We start from the raw sequence: 14,980 nt of genomic DNA on the forward strand, positions 1-14,980 counted from the left end.
ACACCGTGCCGCCACCCGCCGCCGCGCCGTCGCCAGCCACCGGAGCGCCGCCCGCCGCTGTGTCGACGCCCGCCGCTGCGCAGCCATCGGCCGCCGCGACGCCGACGCCGGCCACCGCATCGTTCACAGCGGAAGCCGCCTTGCGCCAGCTGGCAGCAAAGTGGGAAGTACAGCTAGCCCCGGGAGAAGCCTGCCAGGAAGCCGCCAAACGCAATCTCCGCTGCTGGCAAACCAAAGGCGGGCTGGCCGAAATCCGCCGACTCAATCGCCCTGTCATCATCAAGCTGCGCGACGACCCCGCCCAACCGCAGACCGTCCTGCTGACCGCCATCAGCGCCGGCAAGGCGACCCTGGTCACGAGCAGCGGCACCGAGACCGTCGCCTTCGAGGCGCTGGAACAGCGCTTCGACGGCAGCTTCACCACCTTCTGGCGCGCGCCGCGCAGCTGGCGCGAAGAAGTCACGCAAGGCGACAAAGGGCCGGACGTCGACTGGCTCGCCCGCCGCCTGGCACAAATAAACGGGGTCAAGAAACCGCGCGAGAACCAGCCACTAGCCGGCGAAACCCTGCGATACTTGCGCGAATTCCAATCCGCCCAGGGCTTGAAAGCCGACGGCGTTGCCGGGCCGAAGACCTTCATCCGCCTGTCGCAGCCGGGCACACTGACCGAGCCGCGCCTGCTGGCCGCAGCGGGGAAATAATATGTCCTATATTCTCGAAGCACTCAAGAAAGCGCAGGCCGAGCGCCAGATCGGCAGCACGCCGACGATCCATGCCCCCACGCTCGCCAGCGCGCCACAAGGGCAAAGCCGAAGCAGCCACCGGACCCCGGTGATAGTGGCGATGGTGTTGATGGGTGCAGCAATCGCAGGGCTGGCGACGATGCTGGTGCGCCAGCAGCCATCTGTCGCCCAGCCACCCGCCGCAGCGCTGGACGCCAGCGTCGCCGCGCCGCCCGCGCAGGCCGGGTTAACCACCCAGGCAGCTGCGCCCCCGGCCGCGGTAGCGGTGCAAGCCGAGATTCCCGCGCCCGCGGCGGCTGTGGAACCCGAAGCCGTCGCGAAGGCGCCACCTGTCGCCGCCGCGCCATCCAGCGCCAGCGCCAGCGCGCCGGCGGTTCCTGCCAAGGATGCCGCCGCCGCAAGCGCCGCGCGCGCAATTGAAGCGCCGGCCGCAGCGCCCGCACCAGCAGCACCGCCAGCGCCAGCGCCGCTCGAAGAACACATCCAATCCTTGCAAGACCTGCCCGAACCGATCCAGCGCGCCATCCCGCAGATCGCACTGGGCGGCTATATGTATTCCAAAAACCCGGCGGACCGCCTGCTGTTGATCGACAAAGTCCTGCGCAAGGAAGGGGAGGAGGTCGCGCCCGGCCTGCTGCTCGAAAGACTCCAACCCAAGCAAGCGGTCTTCCGTTTCCGTGGTTACCGATATAAAGTTCCGTTATGAGCAATAAGCAGAATGTCCTTGGCGTTGTCGGCCCGTCCGGCAGCGGCAAAACCACCCTGGTGGAATACCTGGTCAACGAACTGGCCGCCAGCGGCTGGAAAGTCAATGTCATCAAGCATAGCCACCACGACTTTGAATTGGAGCCGCCCCGCAAGGACAGTGCCCGCTTCCGCCAGGCCGGCGCCGCCGAAGTCATGATCGCCTCGCCATACCGCTTCGCCATCATCCACGAACTGCGCGGCGCAGACGAACCCGGCTGCGACGAACAGTTGGCCAGGCTGAAACCGGCCGACCTGACCCTGGTCGAAGGATTCCACGCATGGCAAATTGATAAGCTGGAAGTGTACCGTGGCATCGCCGGCCAGCCGCCGCGTTACCTGGACGACCACAGCATCGTCGCTATCGCCTCCGACCAGCCCGCACCGGCGGCCCTGCCACCGCGCCTGCAATGGCTCGACCTGAACCGTCCGGAAACGGTGCTGGCCTGGCTGGTGAAAAAAATCCCGCGCCAAGCCTAAAGTTCCCGCCAACTCGTCCGTAATTCTAGATAAGTACACGTGGGAGGTTTGAAATGGACGCAGCAAGCATTGCCAAAGCAGCAACGACTATCGCCGAGACGAGCAATCGTGTCCAGGTAGGGTACGCCGTGATGAAAAAGGCACAAGATGTCCAAGCTTCCAGCGCCCAGGCCCTGATTGAAGCGATTCCGCCAACGCCATCCGCCAGCAACCTGCCATCGCACCTGGGCAAGAACATCAACACCACGGCCTAAGCCGGTCCCGCCGATAACCAACCGGCGGCGCCGTCGCCGCTGCTAGTCGAAAGCGCGCATCAGTTTGTCCTCCCCGCTCAGGTCGCGGTGCAGGAGGTTCGCACGGTGGGTAGCTTCAATCATGCGCAGCAGTTGCGCATCCTCACAACGCTCAAGCTCTTCATTCGCCGCCAATAGTGCCTGGGCAAGCTTGGCGCGCGCCGATTGGTACAGCACGCTTGTGTAATGGTCGGTATTCTTGAGCAGTTCCTCAGCATTCTCGATGACTTGGCGCAAGTCACCGATCAGCTGTTCCTGGCTCTGCGTTTGTTTCTCGTCGGGGCCATCCATGATGCTACCCTCCGCGCGGGTTCAATCAGGCCGCACTGCCCTCGGCATGGACGTCAATCTGCACGTCACCCAGGCGCACACGCTGGCCCGCCCGGATTTTTGCCGTCTTACGCAACTCCTGCTTGCCGTCGACTTTAACGTCGCCGTTGGCCACAATCTGCTTGCCGGCACCGCCGCTGTCGCACAGGCCAACTACTTTCAGGAGCTGGTTCAGTTCGATGTACTCGCCTGTCAATTCGAAATCTACTTTTTGCATTTTAATCCTCTTTCTGTTGGGCTGGCGCCGAGTGTTGTATTTCTATTCGGCATTAGTCCTTGCCGCCGGGGCGGGTCATTTCCAGCGGAACAATCCACTCACTGAACTGGCTTTCGTTCACAAAACCAAGAGCCAGGGCCGCCTCTTTCAATGTACTACCCTCGTGCTGCGCCTTCTTTGCTATTTGCGCGGCGCGATCATACCCGATATGGGGTGCCAGCGCGGTGACCAGCATCAGCGAGCGCTCCATCAGCTCGGCAATGCGGTCCAGGTTGGGCTCGATGCCGTGGGCGCAATGCTCATCGAAGCTGCGCATGCCATCGGCCAGCAGGCGCGCGCTTTGCAGGAAATTGTGGGCGATCAGCGGCTTGAAGACGTTGAGTTCGAAGTTGCCGGACGAGCCGCCGACGGTAATCGCCACATCATTGCCGAACACCTGGCAGCACAGCATGGTGAGCGCCTCGCTCTGGGTTGGATTCACCTTGCCCGGCATGATGGAGCTGCCCGGCTCATTCTCGGGAATCGTGATTTCGCCCAGGCCGGAGCGCGGACCGGACGCCATCCAGCGCACATCGTTGGCCAGCTTCATCAGCGCCGTCGCCAGCGTTTTCAGGGCGCCGTGGGCGGAGACCAGGGCATCGTGCCCGGCCAAAGCCGCGAACTTGTTGTCGGCGCTGCGGAAGGGGAGTTCAAGGCGCTTGGCCAGCTCGGCGGCGATGCGGCCGGCGTACTCCGGGTGCGCGTTCAGGCCGGTGCCGACTGCGGTGCCGCCGGCGGCCAGGTCCAGCACGGCGGGCAGGGTGGCTTCGATGGCCTTCTCCGCATAGTCAAGCTGCGCCACATAACCGGAAAACTCCTGGCCCAGGGTCAGGGGCGTGGCGTCCTGCAGGTGGGTGCGGCCGATCTTGACGATGCCCGCAAACGCCTGCGCCTTCGCTTGCAGCGTAGCGCGCAGCTGGCGCAGGGCGGGCAGCACATCGTTTGCCACCGCTTGCGCGGCCGCCACATGCATCGCGGTGGGAAAGATGTCGTTGGACGACTGCCCCTTGTTGACATCGTCATTCGGGTGCAGCCTGCGGCCCTCGCCGCGCTCCCCGCCCAACAATTCGGAGGCACGGTTGGCCAGTACCTCATTCATATTCATATTGGACTGCGTGCCCGAGCCGGTCTGCCAAACCGCCAGCGGGAACTCGCCGGCGTGCTGGCCTTGCAAGACCTCGTCCGCCGCCTGCATGATGGCGTGCGCCTTGGTGCTGTCGAGCACGCCAAGATCGAGGTTGACCTGGGCCGCAGCCCGCTTCACACTGGCCAAGGCGGCAATCAGTTCGGGCGCCATGCGCTCGCTGGAAATGCGGAAATGCTCCAGCGAACGCTGGGTCTGGGCTCCCCACAACTGGCTGGCGGGAACTTCAATCGGGCCGAAACTGTCGCGCTCGGTTCTGCTGTTCATATAGGGCTCCAAAGGTGGGAAGAGGTGATGTCATGATTCTAACGCCATTGCCGATTACTCTGCCGGGCTACAAAAACGGGAAATTTGGCCGTTAATGAATACATTACGGAAATAGACCTGTTCTCCATGCTAAGCAAACGACTGCCCCTGGGCGCCCTGGCGCTGCCGCTGCTCGCCGCCACCTGCTGCGGCCCGCTTCGCGCTGCCGAGCTGGGCGAGGTGAAGGTCAACTCCTTCCTGGGCCAGCAACTCTCGGCGGATATAGAACTGGTCGACCTGACCCCGGCCGACCTGGCGGAGATCCAGGCCAAGCTGGCCAATCCCGACGTCTTCAAAGGCGCCGGCCTGAGCCTGTCGCCTGTGCTCAACGGCCTGTATATATCGGTTGCCAAGCGCGACAGTCGTCGCTTCCTGCATTTGACGACGCTCCAGCCGGTGAATGCCGAAGGCCTGCACCTGTTTCTTGAACTAAGCAGCGGCGGACGGCAAATCATCCGCGCCGCCACGCTATGGTTGAGGCCCGAGCCCCCGGTGCAGCGCACCGCGGCAGCGCCTGTGGCAATGCCGGCGGCAGCACCGATGCCGGCGCTGGCCGCCACGCCTGTCGCGGCCCCCAAGGTCGAAGCGCCCGGGCAGGGCGAAGCCGGCTTGAGTGCGGCAGCCGAACGCGCCTTTGCCGCGCGCAAGTCCGCACCTGTGGCTGCGCCAGTGACCGCTGAAGTCGCATCGATCCCAAACAAGACGGTTCCCCAGCGCGCGAGCCCGGCGCCGCGCCCGGCAAAAAGCGAAGTTGCCGCATCCCGCCCAGCGCCAGCACCGATGGTGGCGCCTGCGCAGGCTTGTGCGCCAGCGCCAGCCGAAGAGCAAATCCAGCAATGCCAGGCTATGACAGGCAAGCTGCTCGACCTCGAAGGCAAGGTGCAGCGCCTGCAGCAAGCCCTCGGCGCCCCAAGCGCAGCACCACTTGCGGCAGCCGCTGCCGCCGACCCCGCCCCCGATGCCAGCGCATCGGCCGCCGCCAGCGCAGTGCAGGAAGCGAGTCCCGCCTCAGCGCCTGCCAAGCCCTCGCTCGCATCAGCCAAGCCCGAGCCAGCCCCGAGCAAGCCCGGCGCCAAGCCAAGCAAGCCCGGCGCGTCGCCCGGTCAAGAATCCAAATCCGGCAGCAACTGGGTCGCACTAGCGCTTGGCGGCCTGCTCGGGTTGGCAGCGCTCGGCGGGCTGGTGCTCTTCCTGCGCAAGCGCAAAGGGCAGGGCCCGCTGAAGATATGGCAATCCTTCCGCAAAAAAGAGCAGCCCGCAGCGGCAGAGCCTACGATGGAAGAAGTCACTGCCCAGGAGTAATTGCTGTTGCTTTTGCGCGCTAGACAAATTTTTTTGAACTGCGCTATACTGGGCTCACACAGGCGAGGTTCTGCCGCAGTCACCACCGATAGTGTGACGCGACCCGCAGAGCGACGTTGAAGAAACGACCGCGCCTGGAAGCAGTTCATAGCCGACAAAGGCGATATGAACGCCGGGTGCAACCGGCGCTGAGGCGACGCCAGGAGATACCTGGCGCTCGCCCCTCCGAACACCTTGAAGGCGCCCCAGCGGGCGCCTTTTTCATTTCACTTCCTTTCATTTGTCCACCCCGGGGTCAGGAACAACGAAAGACATTTTTCAAAATGTCTTTCGTTGTTCCTGACCCCGGGGTGGACACAAAAGAAAAAAGCGCCGGGAGGCGCTTTGTTTTCTGGGGAGGGGGCTGGATCAGCCGTTCAGGCGGTTGTGCCAGGGCTCGGTCACTTCGCGGATGGCGCGGTCGTTGGCGAGGATTTGCTTCAGCAGCTCAATCTTGCGTTTGCGGGCGTCGCCTTGCACTGGTGCGGCGCCTCCCATCAGGGCCACCGAGGCGGCGGCGCATTGGTTCTCCATGCGGTCGAGCGAGTCCCAGTCGCTGGATTGCGCGGCCATGACCATTTTATTGGTCAATCCGGCAATAGTTTCGTAGGTGGCGAGGACTTCGGTCGAGGACATTTTGAGCCTTGGGTTCAGTGCGCGGAGTACCGCATGTCTGGATTAACGTCAGGCTCGGCAGGAACTTTAGGGCTTTCTCAAAAATTTTTGAAAAATCATGAAAAAAGCCGTTGCGCCCCCATCCCAAGGGCAACAACGGCCAGGAGCTAAGCGGTTTTCTTGCTTATTTGATCAGTTCTTCCAATCCGGCGCTCAGTTCGTCCAGCGATGGCATCTGGTCAATCAGGGCGTTGTCGTCCAGCCCGAGGTTGTCGGCCACTTCGGTCGGATAGCAGGCGGCAATCTCTTCGGGAGTCAGCTTGTTTTCGTCTACCCGGGCGCGCCAGGCGGCCAGGTGGATGACCGACGCCAGCAAGTCGTCGCCCGGGTTGGGGAAGGCAGCAATGGTTTCGGAGAACGCTGGCGGGAATTTCCAGCGACGGGCCAGCTCGGCGCCGACGTCGGCAAAGTTGTAGCCCAGCGAGGATTGTTCGGCGTCCAGGCGGCGCGAGTCGAGCGGGCCGGCGACCTTGTCCAGCGCCATGGCCTGCTCGGGCATGGCGGCGTGAATCACCAGTTGGCCGATGGCGTGCATCATGCCAATGGTGAAGGCGAGGTCGGTATTTTGCTTGCACGCTTTGGCGATGAACTTGGCGCCCACGGCGGTGCGCAGGCTGTAGCGCCAGAATTGGCGCAGGTCGAGGCCGGGCACGGTCTTGAATCCGCTCACCAGGCCGGAACTGATCACCAGCGTGCGCACGGTGACAAAGCCGAGCATCAGCACGGCGTCTTCCACGGTGCCGATCGAGCGCGATACATGGTAATAGGCGGAATTGGCCAGGCGCAGCAGCTTGGCGCTCAGCACCGGGTCGGCTGACAGCTTTTTGGCGATGTCTTCGGTGGAAACGCTGGCCTTGTCGAAGCTGCTGATCAATTCGTCAACAACCTTCGGCGCAGTTGGCAACGCGGTTGGATTCTGGAACAGGGCTTCGAGCTTCATGGAAAGTCTCCTTATTGATAGGCGTTGCTGTAAGTGAACTATATAGCCATTCCCAAGGGGAGTGCAGCAAGTTTTTAACATTCGTTGGCATTGCTGCACAGCATTCCCCGATTTCTGCATCCAATCCCCGAAATTTGCAGTCTGTCGCATAGGCCCTATGTCACGCCCGCGTTGTCGCTAGAGTGCAGTCTGGCTTAATCCGCCGTCAAAAATTACTAGATATAGGGATACACAATGCAAGCAACCAATCGCATTACGCCTCTCAAGCTGGCTCTTACCCTGGCCTTCTGTGGCGCTACCCTGGGCCTGGCTCCGGCGATTGCCCAACAGGCAGCGCCGACCCAAGCGACGCCAGCGCCAAGCGCGGTGCCGCTGCCAGGCGATGACTTCTTCGGCTACGTCAACGCTAACTGGCTGGCCAAGACCGAGATCCCGGCCGACAAGGGCAGTTGGGGCGCCGGTTCGGCCCTGGGCGATGAAACCAATGGCCGCATCGTCAAGCTGATCGAGGAAACGGCGGCTAAGAATCCGACTGGCGACGCGCGCCGCGTTACGGATTTTTATCGCGCCTTTATGAACGAGGCGGCGATCGAAGCGGCCGGCACGGCCTCGCTGGTGCCGGAGTTGAAAAAGATCGATGCCATCAAGGATAAGGCCGGCCTGGTGCAGGCATTGGGGGCGAGCGTGCGTGCTGACGTGGATCCGCTCAACGCGACCAATTTCTATACCGAGAACCTCTTCGGCATCTGGATCGCGCAGGGCCTGACCGATCCGCACAACTATGTGCCGTATGTGCTGCAGGGCGGCCTGGGCATGCCGGACCGTGCCTTCTACCTGGAGGACAGCCAGCGCATGGGCCAGTTGCGCACCGCCTATCAGGCCCATATCGCCGCCATGCTGAAGCTGGCCGGCTACAGCGAGCCGGAAACCCGCGCCGCCCGCGTCTATGAGCTGGAGAAAAAGATCGCCCAGTCGCACGCGACCCGCGAGGACTCGGCCGATATCCAGAAGGCCAACAACCTGTGGACCTTGAGGGACTTCAGCGCCAAGGCGCCGGGCATGGACTGGAAGGCTTTCTTCCGCGCGGCCGGCCTGGGCAAACAGGGCAAGTTCATGGTCTACCACCCCACCGCGATCACCGGCGCTGCGACGCTGGTGAATGAAATGCCGCTGCAGGCGTGGAAAGACTTCATGGCCTTCCATACGGTGAACCACTTCGGCAGTGCGCTGCCGAAAGCGTTTGTCGACCAGCGCTTCGAGTTCTACGGCCGCACGCTGAACGGTACGCCACAATTGTCGCCACGCTGGAAGCGCGGCCTGGGCGCGGTGAACAGCGCCTTGCCGGATGCGGCGGGCAAAATGTATGTCGAGCGCTACTTCCCGGCGGAAGCCAAAGCGCGCCTGCAAACCATGGTGACCAACATCGTGGCCGCCTTCCACAAGCGCGTCGACAAGCTGGATTGGATGGCGCCTTCCACCAAGAAGGAGGCGCAGGAGAAGCTGCGCACCTTGTACGTTGGCGTGGGCTATCCGGACAAGTGGACTTCTTACGAGGGCCTGGAAATCAAACCGGACGACGCCATGGGCAACCTGCTGCGCGCGGAGAAGTTCCACTACCGCCAGGAGCTGTCGAAGCTGGGCAAGAAGGTGGATGCGACCGAATGGTGCATGCCGCCGCATATCGTGAATGCGGTCAACATGCCGATGCAGAATGCGCTGAATTTCCCGGCCGCGATCCTGCAGCCGCCGTTCTTCGACATGAACGCATCCGATGCGCATAACTACGGCGCCATCGGTTCCGTCATCGGCCACGAAATTAGCCATAGCTTCGACGATATGGGGGCCCAGTTCGATTCCCAAGGCCGCCTGCGCGACTGGTGGACCAAGGAGGACGGTGAGCACTTCAAGAAGGGCGCTGCGGCGCTGGTGGCGCAGTACGACGCTTACCAGGCTTTCCCCGACCTGAAGCTGAACGGCACCCTGACCCTGAGCGAGAACCTGGCCGACCTGGCGGGTCTGGCAGCGGCACTGGATGCGTTCAACGCGGCCTCCGGCGGCAAGGCAACTCCGGAGCAGGAGCGCGCCTTCTTCGCCGGCTTTGCGTCCAGCTGGGCCAACAAGGCGCGCGATGCGGCGCTGCGCAACCAGATCGCGACCGACGGCCACTCGCCGGCCAAGTGGCGCACCTACACCGTGCGCAACCTGGACGACTGGTACAAGGCCTACGACGTGAAGCCGGGCCAAAAGCTGTACCTGGCGCCGGAACAGCGCGTACGCGTCTGGTAAAGTAAGGCAATGAACGATATCGAGCAGATCACCCGCCGCACGCTGGAACACTACGAACGCAACGCGCAAGCCTTCCTGGAAGGCACGCGCGACCATGATGTGAGCCAGAATGTGGCGGCGCTGCTTGATGCCATTGAAGGAACGGCTCCGTTCCGTATCCTCGACCTTGGTTGCGGCCCCGGCCGCGACCTGCGCACATTCAAGTCCCTCGGGCATGAGCCGGTCGGTGTCGACGGCTCGGCCCGCTTTGTGGAGATGGCGCAGCGCTGGAGTGGCTGCCCCGTGTGGCAGCAGGACTTCGTGGCGCTCGACTTGCCGCCGGCCACGTTTGATGGCGTGTTCGCCAACGCTTCCCTGTTCCACGTTCCCAGCGCGGCCTTGCCGGATGTGCTGGCGCGTCTGCATGCGACGCTGAAGCCGGGAGGTGTGCTGTTCAGCTCCAACCCGCGCGGACAGAACGAAGAGGGCTGGAACGGTGCGCGCTATGGTTGCTACTACGATTTTGAAACGTGGTCGGAAGTGGTGACGGCTGCCGGTTTCGCGCCGGTCACGCATTATTATCGCCCGCCCGGTTTGCCGCGCGACCAGCAGCCTTGGCTGGCTTCTGTCTGGCGGAAATGTTAACGAACGTACAGTTCGGGGAGCCGGCAGTCCGTATGATTTGCTCGTCGCAATCTTTTTAAGGAGCGAATCATGAACAAGGACCAAGTGAAGGGCAAGGCCAAGGAAATCGGCGGTAAGATCCAGGAAGAAGCAGGCGAACTGGTTGGCAGTTCGAAGCAGCAGGTGAAGGGTGTCGCCAAGCAGGTGGAAGGCAAGCTGCAGAAACAGCGCGGCGACCTGCGTGAAGCCATCGACGACACCACCGACGAACTGATCGATCGCGGTAACCGCCAGTAAAGTAGTCCTTTGATCCCTTTTGGGATCAGATTCGGCGGCTTGGATGATACCATGTGGCAACTTCATCCCAAGCCGCCCAAATGCACACTCATGCCAACGCACAATCGCTGACATCCACGCCTTACCGGGGCCTCGTTAATCCTTGGGCAGACGTGCTGCTGCTTGGCGCAGGTTCATTGCTGGCGCTGCTGCTGCTCAACCTGTTCGACCTCGGTGCGGAAGGTGTTGCCCAGCTTGCCGTGCTAATGATGGTTCTAGCGAACTTCGTCAACCATCCTCACTTCGCATTTTCCTATCAGCTATTTTATGGTTCATGGCACCAGGTGAAGTCCGGCGCCTTGCCCTCCGATTTACGGCAGCGCTGGTGGCTGGCTGGTGTGTGGGTGCCGCTACTCCTTGCGTTGGTGCTGTTCGCCACGGCATTGCTTTGGCTTCAGGGCAAACCCCTGGCCTTGGGTGTCGTCTTAAGCCTTATGGGCTTGCTGGTCGGCTGGCACTATGTGAAGCAGGGCTTTGGCATGGCGATGATGGATGCCGCCCTGAAAAAGCGGTATTGGCCAGCTGCGGTGCGCAAGGCCCTGCTGTTCAATGCCTATGCCTGCTGGGCTGGCGCCTGGACCGTGGTCAATAGCATTGGCAGCCCGCAGCGATTGTGGGCTGCAGTCGGGATTCCTGTGTCCGTCCCTGGTCCCGTGGTCGTGCTGGCTTGTCTGGTGGCCGCTGCGAGTTCCACTTGGGCTGGGCTGCTGGTCTTCCGCGCCATCCGGCAGTGGAACGCCGAGGGGCTCAGCTGGAAGGAGTGGCCGCTTGCCGGGCTGTTGGCTTACGGCATCACGCTGTATGTCTGGATCGGGTTGATTTCTTTTAGCACGGCATTCCTGCTGGTGGTTCCTTTCTTTCATTCCTTGCAATACCTGACCGTGATCGGTCGATACAAGGTGAACGAAACCAAGAGCAAGCGCTTGACGCCACGCCATCTGCTGCAATTCGTCGCGACAGGGGTGATTTTGGGCGCCATCGGTTTTTGGCTGCTGCCGGGAGCGGTGGATTTCGCCCGCACCGGTGAGCTGCCACACTTCGGCGCCCCAGCGCTGGCGATCGCCTGCTTCTGGATTTTCATCAACGTCCACCACTATTTCATCGACAACGTGCTTTGGCGACAGGGTAACCCGAATGTGAAGAAGCATCTGTTCGACGCTTGAATCACTCCTCGCCGGCCGGCACGCCGAGCGGGAACATGTGGCGGTATGGCTTGGCTTCGGCCCAGCAGCGCGCAAAGGAAGGACGGGCGCGCAGACGGGCCAGGTAGGCCATCACGTGCGCGTGCTGCGCCGGAATCGGGTGCGACCAGTGCGCGTATAGCAGGAACGGCGCGGCCGCGCAGTCGGCCATGCTGAACTCTGCGCCGGCGGCCCAGGTGCGGTGCGCCATCACGCCATCCAGCCAGGCATAGGCGGTCTCCAGCTTTTGGCGCGATTCGGCGACGCCGAACGGGTCGCGTTGGTCGGCGGGGCGCAGCACGTCGGCCACCAGTTTTTGCTGTGGCGTGGCGATGTGGTTGTCGAAGAAGCGGTCCATCATGCGTACTTCCAGCGCGGCCTTGGGGTCGGCAGGCAGCAGCTGCACCTGGCCGGGGTAGTGCAGCGCCAGGTATTCGATAACGATGCTGGCTTCCACCACCATGCGTTCGCCATCGAGCAGGATGGGGAACTTCCTGATCGGCCATATCTCGGCGAACTGTGCAAAATTATCGGCATGGTCGGGCGACAGCATGCGGTACTCGAACGGCGTGCCGTTCTCATACAGCGCAATCAGCGCCTTCATGGAGTAGGACGATAGCGGGTGGTAGAACAGCTGCAGGGACATGGCGCCTCCTCGGGTTGAGGCGTATCGTACCATTGCCATTTCTGGCAAAAATAACGTCTATGCGTAAATTTCTTGGTTTTCTTCTTGTTGGTGCGGGAGTTCTTGCTTCGGTAATTCCATCGCCCGGCATTTTTGCAGGGAAGCGAGGCGATTCAGTTGCGCATGGGATTGCCAGCAGAGAAGGTGCGGTCCTTGCGTGATGGTGCGATGCGAACTACATTGGTGCACTACACGGGACGGTGTCCAGCCGATGAACAGGATGAACTTATGCCACGGCGCACGAGACCCTACCGTGCGGGCGCGCTGGCTGCGGAAGATGAGTATGAGGTTTTCGTGCTGAAAACCACGCGCTCAGAGGATAAAGAAAAAGCCCGCCGGCTTGCGCGGGCGGGCTTGGGGGCAGGGCGCTGGGCCGTGCTTAGTTCGATTCCGGCTTCAGGTTCTTGCGGAAGAAGGCGTCGATGTAGGTTTGCACGTGGCGCTTGGCGGTGCGCGAGGAGACGCCGTGCTTGGCGCCCGGGTAGGTCATCAGCTCGAACTGCACGTTGCGGTTCACCAGCGCGTCGATCATCTTGGTGGTGTTGGTGAACAGCACGTTGTCGTCCGCCATGCCGTGGATCAGCAGCAGCTTCGATTTCAGGCCGTCCACGTGGTAGAACACGTTGGACTGCTTGTAGCCTTCCACGTTGGCTTTCGGATGGTCCATGAACTGCTCGGTGTAGTGGGTGTCGTACAGGCCCCAGTCGGTTACCGGTGCGCCGGACACGCCGGCGGCGATCTTGTCGGAGGCTTGCGACAGCAGGCGCAGGGTCATGAAGCCGCCGTAGCTCCAGCCGTACACGCCGATACGCTTGGCGTCCACATACGGTTGCTGGCCCAGCCACTCAACGCCGGTCAGCTGGTCCTCCACTTCCACCTTGCCCAGGTTGCGGTAGATGGCGTCGGTGAAGGCGCGCTCGCGGCGCGAGGAGCCGCGGTTATCCAGGCGGAAGACAACGTAGCCTTGCTGCGCCATATACTGGTCGAACTGGCCGCCGTCCCAGCGGCGCGTCACGTGCTGCGAGTGCGGGCCGCCGTAGGTGGACAGGTAGACCGGGTACTTCTTGTTGGCGTCGAACTTGTACGGCTTGATGATGGAGTAGTACAGGGTCTGGCCGTCCTTCGCCTTCATGTTGCCGAATTCAACCGGCAGCAGGTCTGGCTTGTACGCGAAGTAGGGGTGCGATTCGTTGACTTCGTTCTTCTCCAGCCAGCTCACCAGCGTGCCGTCCGGGCGGCGGATCGCCACTTGCGGCGGGGTGGCCGGGTCGGACCAGGTGTCGACGAAGATCTCGCCTTGCTTGGAGAAGGAGGCTTCGTGCCAGCCGTCGGCCTGGGTGATGCGCTTAGGCTTGTCGGCGGTGGAGCCGTCCAGCTTCAGTTCATAGACTTGCTTGTCGTAGGCCGCGTCCTTGTTGGAGGAGACGTACAGCTTGCCCGCCTTCTCGTCCACCGCCAGCAGGTTGTCAAAGCCCCATTCGCCTTTGGAGATGGCGTGTTTCAGCTTGCCATCCATGCCGTACAGGTACAGGTGGTTGCGGCCGGTGCGCTCGGACGACCAGATGAAGCCCTTGCCGCTTTCCAGGAAGCGCAGGTCGTCATGGATGGTGGTCCAGGTGCTGGCGGTTTCGGTCAGCACCGGGCGCTGCGCCAGGGTGGCGGCGTCGACGGCGATCAGCTCCAGTTTCTTCTGGTCGCGCGACTGGCGCTGGAAAAACAGCGACTTGGCGTCTTTGCTCCAGTCGGCGCGCACCAGGTAGATGTCCTTGTTGGCGCCCAGGTCCACTTCGCGGATGTCGCCGCTGGTTGGCGAAACGATCTTCAGGCCGACGATGGCGTTCGGGTCGCCGGCGGCAGGGTAGCGCTGCTCGACCACGTCGGTGCGGTCGGCGTAGATTTCGAAGCGGCGCGCCACCGGCACCTGGGCTTCGTCATACCAGCGGAAGGCAATGGCGGAATCGTCCGGCGCCCAGTAGTAGCCGGTGTGCTGGCCCATTTCTTCCTGCGCCACGAATTCGGCGGAGCCGTTATGCACGGTGCCCTTGCCGTCGGTGGTCAGCTGGCGCTCTTTGCCGGTCGCCAGGTCGATCACGTACAGGTTCTGGTTGCGCACGAAGGAGACGTACTTGCCCTTGGGCGAAATCTTCGGATCGATCACGCTGCCGGAGGCGACCAGGCGCGCGCTGTCAGGCTTGGTCAGGTCGACCAGGTACAGGTTGCCGGCCAGCGGCACCAGGATCTGCTTGCCGTCCGGCGACCAGCTGTAGGAGATGATGCCTTTCAGGGCAGCGGTGCGGGCGCGCTCGCGGATCGCCTTTTCAGCGTCCGACAGGTTTTCCACCGGAACCAGCGCTTTGGAGTCGACCAGGCGGCGCGTGGTCTTGTCCTTCATATTGTATTCCCACAGGTCGAGCTGGAACTGGTCGTCCGGGCGCGCGCGCAGGAAGGTGACGCGGGCGCCGTCCGGCGATACTTTGAGGGCGCGCACGCCCGGGCCGGACAGGGATGGATCGGCGTGCAGGCGCTCCAGGGTCAGGCGTTCGGCGGAAGCGGTGCCGGCGGCCAGCAGGGCCGCCAGGGTGAGGATAAGGCGCATTGTTTGTCCCGGAATGGTTTATTTACGAATCGCAAGACAAT

At 62.6% G+C, this 14,980-nt stretch carries 16 protein-coding genes; 9 read left to right on the forward strand and 7 right to left on the reverse strand.

Annotated elements, in window-relative coordinates:
* The 4 genes from GTP41_RS24780 to GTP41_RS24795 all read left to right on the forward strand — a co-directional run.
* On the forward strand, positions 1-701 hold a 701-nt coding region (locus GTP41_RS24780; protein ID WP_202419875.1), incomplete at its 5' end, for a peptidoglycan-binding protein.
* A gap of 1 nt (position 702) precedes the next feature.
* The gene (locus GTP41_RS24785) at positions 703-1,449 is read left to right on the forward strand and encodes a general secretion pathway protein GspB (RefSeq protein WP_161028273.1); all 747 of its coding nucleotides are present in this window, start codon (positions 703-705) and stop codon (positions 1,447-1,449) included.
* Positions 1,446-1,967 carry a molybdopterin-guanine dinucleotide biosynthesis protein B gene (mobB, locus tag GTP41_RS24790; protein WP_161028274.1) on the forward strand — a complete coding sequence of 174 codons (522 nt, stop codon included), beginning with the start codon at positions 1,446-1,448 and terminating at the stop codon, positions 1,965-1,967. Before GTP41_RS24785 ends, mobB begins: the two co-directional genes overlap by 4 nt.
* A gap of 53 nt (positions 1,968-2,020) precedes the next feature.
* Positions 2,021-2,221, forward strand: a complete 201-nt coding sequence (locus GTP41_RS24795; protein ID WP_161028275.1) for a YjfB family protein — start codon at positions 2,021-2,023, stop codon at positions 2,219-2,221.
* A gap of 42 nt (positions 2,222-2,263) precedes the next feature.
* On the opposite strand, the gene GTP41_RS24800 is transcribed toward GTP41_RS24795, so the two are convergent.
* From GTP41_RS24800 to fumC, 3 genes are read right to left on the reverse strand one after another with little or no spacing between them, the layout of a single operon-like run.
* The gene (locus GTP41_RS24800) at positions 2,264-2,551 is read right to left on the reverse strand and encodes a DUF883 family protein (protein ID WP_161028276.1); all 288 of its coding nucleotides are present in this window, start codon (positions 2,549-2,551) and stop codon (positions 2,264-2,266) included.
* A gap of 25 nt (positions 2,552-2,576) precedes the next feature.
* Entirely contained in the window at positions 2,577-2,807 is a 231-nt protein-coding gene (locus GTP41_RS24805; protein WP_161028277.1) for an RNA-binding S4 domain-containing protein, read from the reverse strand.
* Between the two features lie 52 nt (positions 2,808-2,859).
* Positions 2,860-4,257, reverse strand: coding sequence for a class II fumarate hydratase (gene fumC, locus GTP41_RS24810; protein WP_161028278.1), 1,398 nt, complete (start codon positions 4,255-4,257; stop codon positions 2,860-2,862).
* A 126-nt stretch (positions 4,258-4,383) separates the two neighbouring features.
* Between fumC and GTP41_RS24815 the strand changes: the two genes are divergently transcribed.
* On the forward strand, positions 4,384-5,598 hold the full coding sequence (locus GTP41_RS24815; RefSeq protein WP_161028279.1) for a type IV pilus assembly protein FimV: 1,215 nt from the start codon (positions 4,384-4,386) through the stop codon (positions 5,596-5,598).
* Positions 5,599-6,006: 408 nt separating this feature from the next.
* Here the strand turns inward: GTP41_RS24815 and GTP41_RS24820 are convergent, their stop codons facing one another.
* Together GTP41_RS24820 and GTP41_RS24825 are read right to left on the reverse strand one after the other, a co-directional pair.
* Positions 6,007-6,273: a flagellar protein FliT gene (locus GTP41_RS24820; RefSeq protein ID WP_161028280.1), complete on the reverse strand. Its 267-nt coding sequence runs from the start codon at positions 6,271-6,273 to the stop codon at positions 6,007-6,009.
* Positions 6,274-6,436: 163 nt separating this feature from the next.
* The gene (locus GTP41_RS24825; RefSeq protein WP_161028281.1) at positions 6,437-7,252 is read right to left on the reverse strand and encodes an HDOD domain-containing protein; all 816 of its coding nucleotides are present in this window, start codon (positions 7,250-7,252) and stop codon (positions 6,437-6,439) included.
* Positions 7,253-7,486: 234 nt separating this feature from the next.
* Between GTP41_RS24825 and GTP41_RS24830 the strand changes: the two genes are divergently transcribed.
* The 4 genes from GTP41_RS24830 (at position 7,487) to GTP41_RS24845 (ending at position 11,640) form a co-directional block, all read left to right on the forward strand.
* A complete protein-coding gene (locus tag GTP41_RS24830) occupies positions 7,487-9,538 on the forward strand; it encodes a M13 family metallopeptidase (RefSeq protein WP_161028282.1) in 2,052 nt (683 codons plus the stop codon).
* A 9-nt stretch (positions 9,539-9,547) separates the two neighbouring features.
* Entirely contained in the window at positions 9,548-10,162 is a 615-nt protein-coding gene (locus GTP41_RS24835; protein WP_161028283.1) for a class I SAM-dependent methyltransferase, read from the forward strand.
* A 69-nt stretch (positions 10,163-10,231) separates the two neighbouring features.
* A complete protein-coding gene (locus GTP41_RS24840) occupies positions 10,232-10,438 on the forward strand; it encodes a CsbD family protein (RefSeq protein ID WP_161028284.1) in 207 nt (68 codons plus the stop codon).
* An 80-nt stretch (positions 10,439-10,518) separates the two neighbouring features.
* Positions 10,519-11,640 (forward strand): hypothetical protein, encoded by a 1,122-nt coding sequence (locus GTP41_RS24845; protein ID WP_161028285.1) that lies wholly within the window; start codon positions 10,519-10,521, stop codon positions 11,638-11,640.
* Position 11,641: 1 nt separating this feature from the next.
* Here GTP41_RS24845 and GTP41_RS24850 read toward each other — a convergent pair whose 3' ends face one another.
* Together GTP41_RS24850 and GTP41_RS24855 are read right to left on the reverse strand one after the other, a co-directional pair.
* Complete coding sequence (locus tag GTP41_RS24850) at positions 11,642-12,304, reverse strand: glutathione S-transferase family protein (RefSeq protein ID WP_161028286.1); 663 nt, start codon at positions 12,302-12,304, stop codon at positions 11,642-11,644.
* A gap of 418 nt (positions 12,305-12,722) precedes the next feature.
* Entirely contained in the window at positions 12,723-14,939 is a 2,217-nt protein-coding gene (locus GTP41_RS24855) for a S9 family peptidase (RefSeq protein ID WP_161028287.1), read from the reverse strand.
* Positions 14,940-14,980 lie beyond the last annotated feature (41 nt).

Origin of the sequence: Pseudoduganella guangdongensis, assembly GCF_009857475.1 — a bacterium.
Taxonomy (GTDB): Bacteria; Pseudomonadota; Gammaproteobacteria; order Burkholderiales; family Burkholderiaceae_D; genus Rugamonas; species Rugamonas guangdongensis.

Bases quoted from the DNA above. Each gene is read 5' to 3' on its own strand.
- GTP41_RS24815 (WP_161028279.1), top strand. From the start codon at position 4,384: ATGCTAAGCAAACGACTGCCCCTGGGCGCCCTGGCGCTGCCGCTGCTC.
- GTP41_RS24840 (WP_161028284.1), top strand. From the start codon at position 10,232: ATGAACAAGGACCAAGTGAAGGGCAAGGCCAAGGAAATCGGCGGTAAG.
- GTP41_RS24785 (WP_161028273.1), top strand. From the start codon at position 703: ATGTCCTATATTCTCGAAGCACTCAAGAAAGCGCAGGCCGAGCGCCAG.
- GTP41_RS24850 (WP_161028286.1), bottom strand. From the start codon at position 12,304: ATGTCCCTGCAGCTGTTCTACCACCCGCTATCGTCCTACTCCATGAAG.
- GTP41_RS24835 (WP_161028283.1), top strand. From the start codon at position 9,548: ATGAACGATATCGAGCAGATCACCCGCCGCACGCTGGAACACTACGAA.
- fumC (WP_161028278.1), bottom strand. From the start codon at position 4,257: ATGAACAGCAGAACCGAGCGCGACAGTTTCGGCCCGATTGAAGTTCCC.
- GTP41_RS24820 (WP_161028280.1), bottom strand. From the start codon at position 6,273: ATGTCCTCGACCGAAGTCCTCGCCACCTACGAAACTATTGCCGGATTG.
- GTP41_RS24830 (WP_161028282.1), top strand. From the start codon at position 7,487: ATGCAAGCAACCAATCGCATTACGCCTCTCAAGCTGGCTCTTACCCTG.
- GTP41_RS24795 (WP_161028275.1), top strand. From the start codon at position 2,021: ATGGACGCAGCAAGCATTGCCAAAGCAGCAACGACTATCGCCGAGACG.
- GTP41_RS24800 (WP_161028276.1), bottom strand. From the start codon at position 2,551: ATGGATGGCCCCGACGAGAAACAAACGCAGAGCCAGGAACAGCTGATC.
- GTP41_RS24825 (WP_161028281.1), bottom strand. From the start codon at position 7,252: ATGAAGCTCGAAGCCCTGTTCCAGAATCCAACCGCGTTGCCAACTGCG.
- GTP41_RS24845 (WP_161028285.1), top strand. From the start codon at position 10,519: ATGCACACTCATGCCAACGCACAATCGCTGACATCCACGCCTTACCGG.
- mobB (WP_161028274.1), top strand. From the start codon at position 1,446: ATGAGCAATAAGCAGAATGTCCTTGGCGTTGTCGGCCCGTCCGGCAGC.
- GTP41_RS24855 (WP_161028287.1), bottom strand. From the start codon at position 14,939: ATGCGCCTTATCCTCACCCTGGCGGCCCTGCTGGCCGCCGGCACCGCT.
- GTP41_RS24805 (WP_161028277.1), bottom strand. From the start codon at position 2,807: ATGCAAAAAGTAGATTTCGAATTGACAGGCGAGTACATCGAACTGAAC.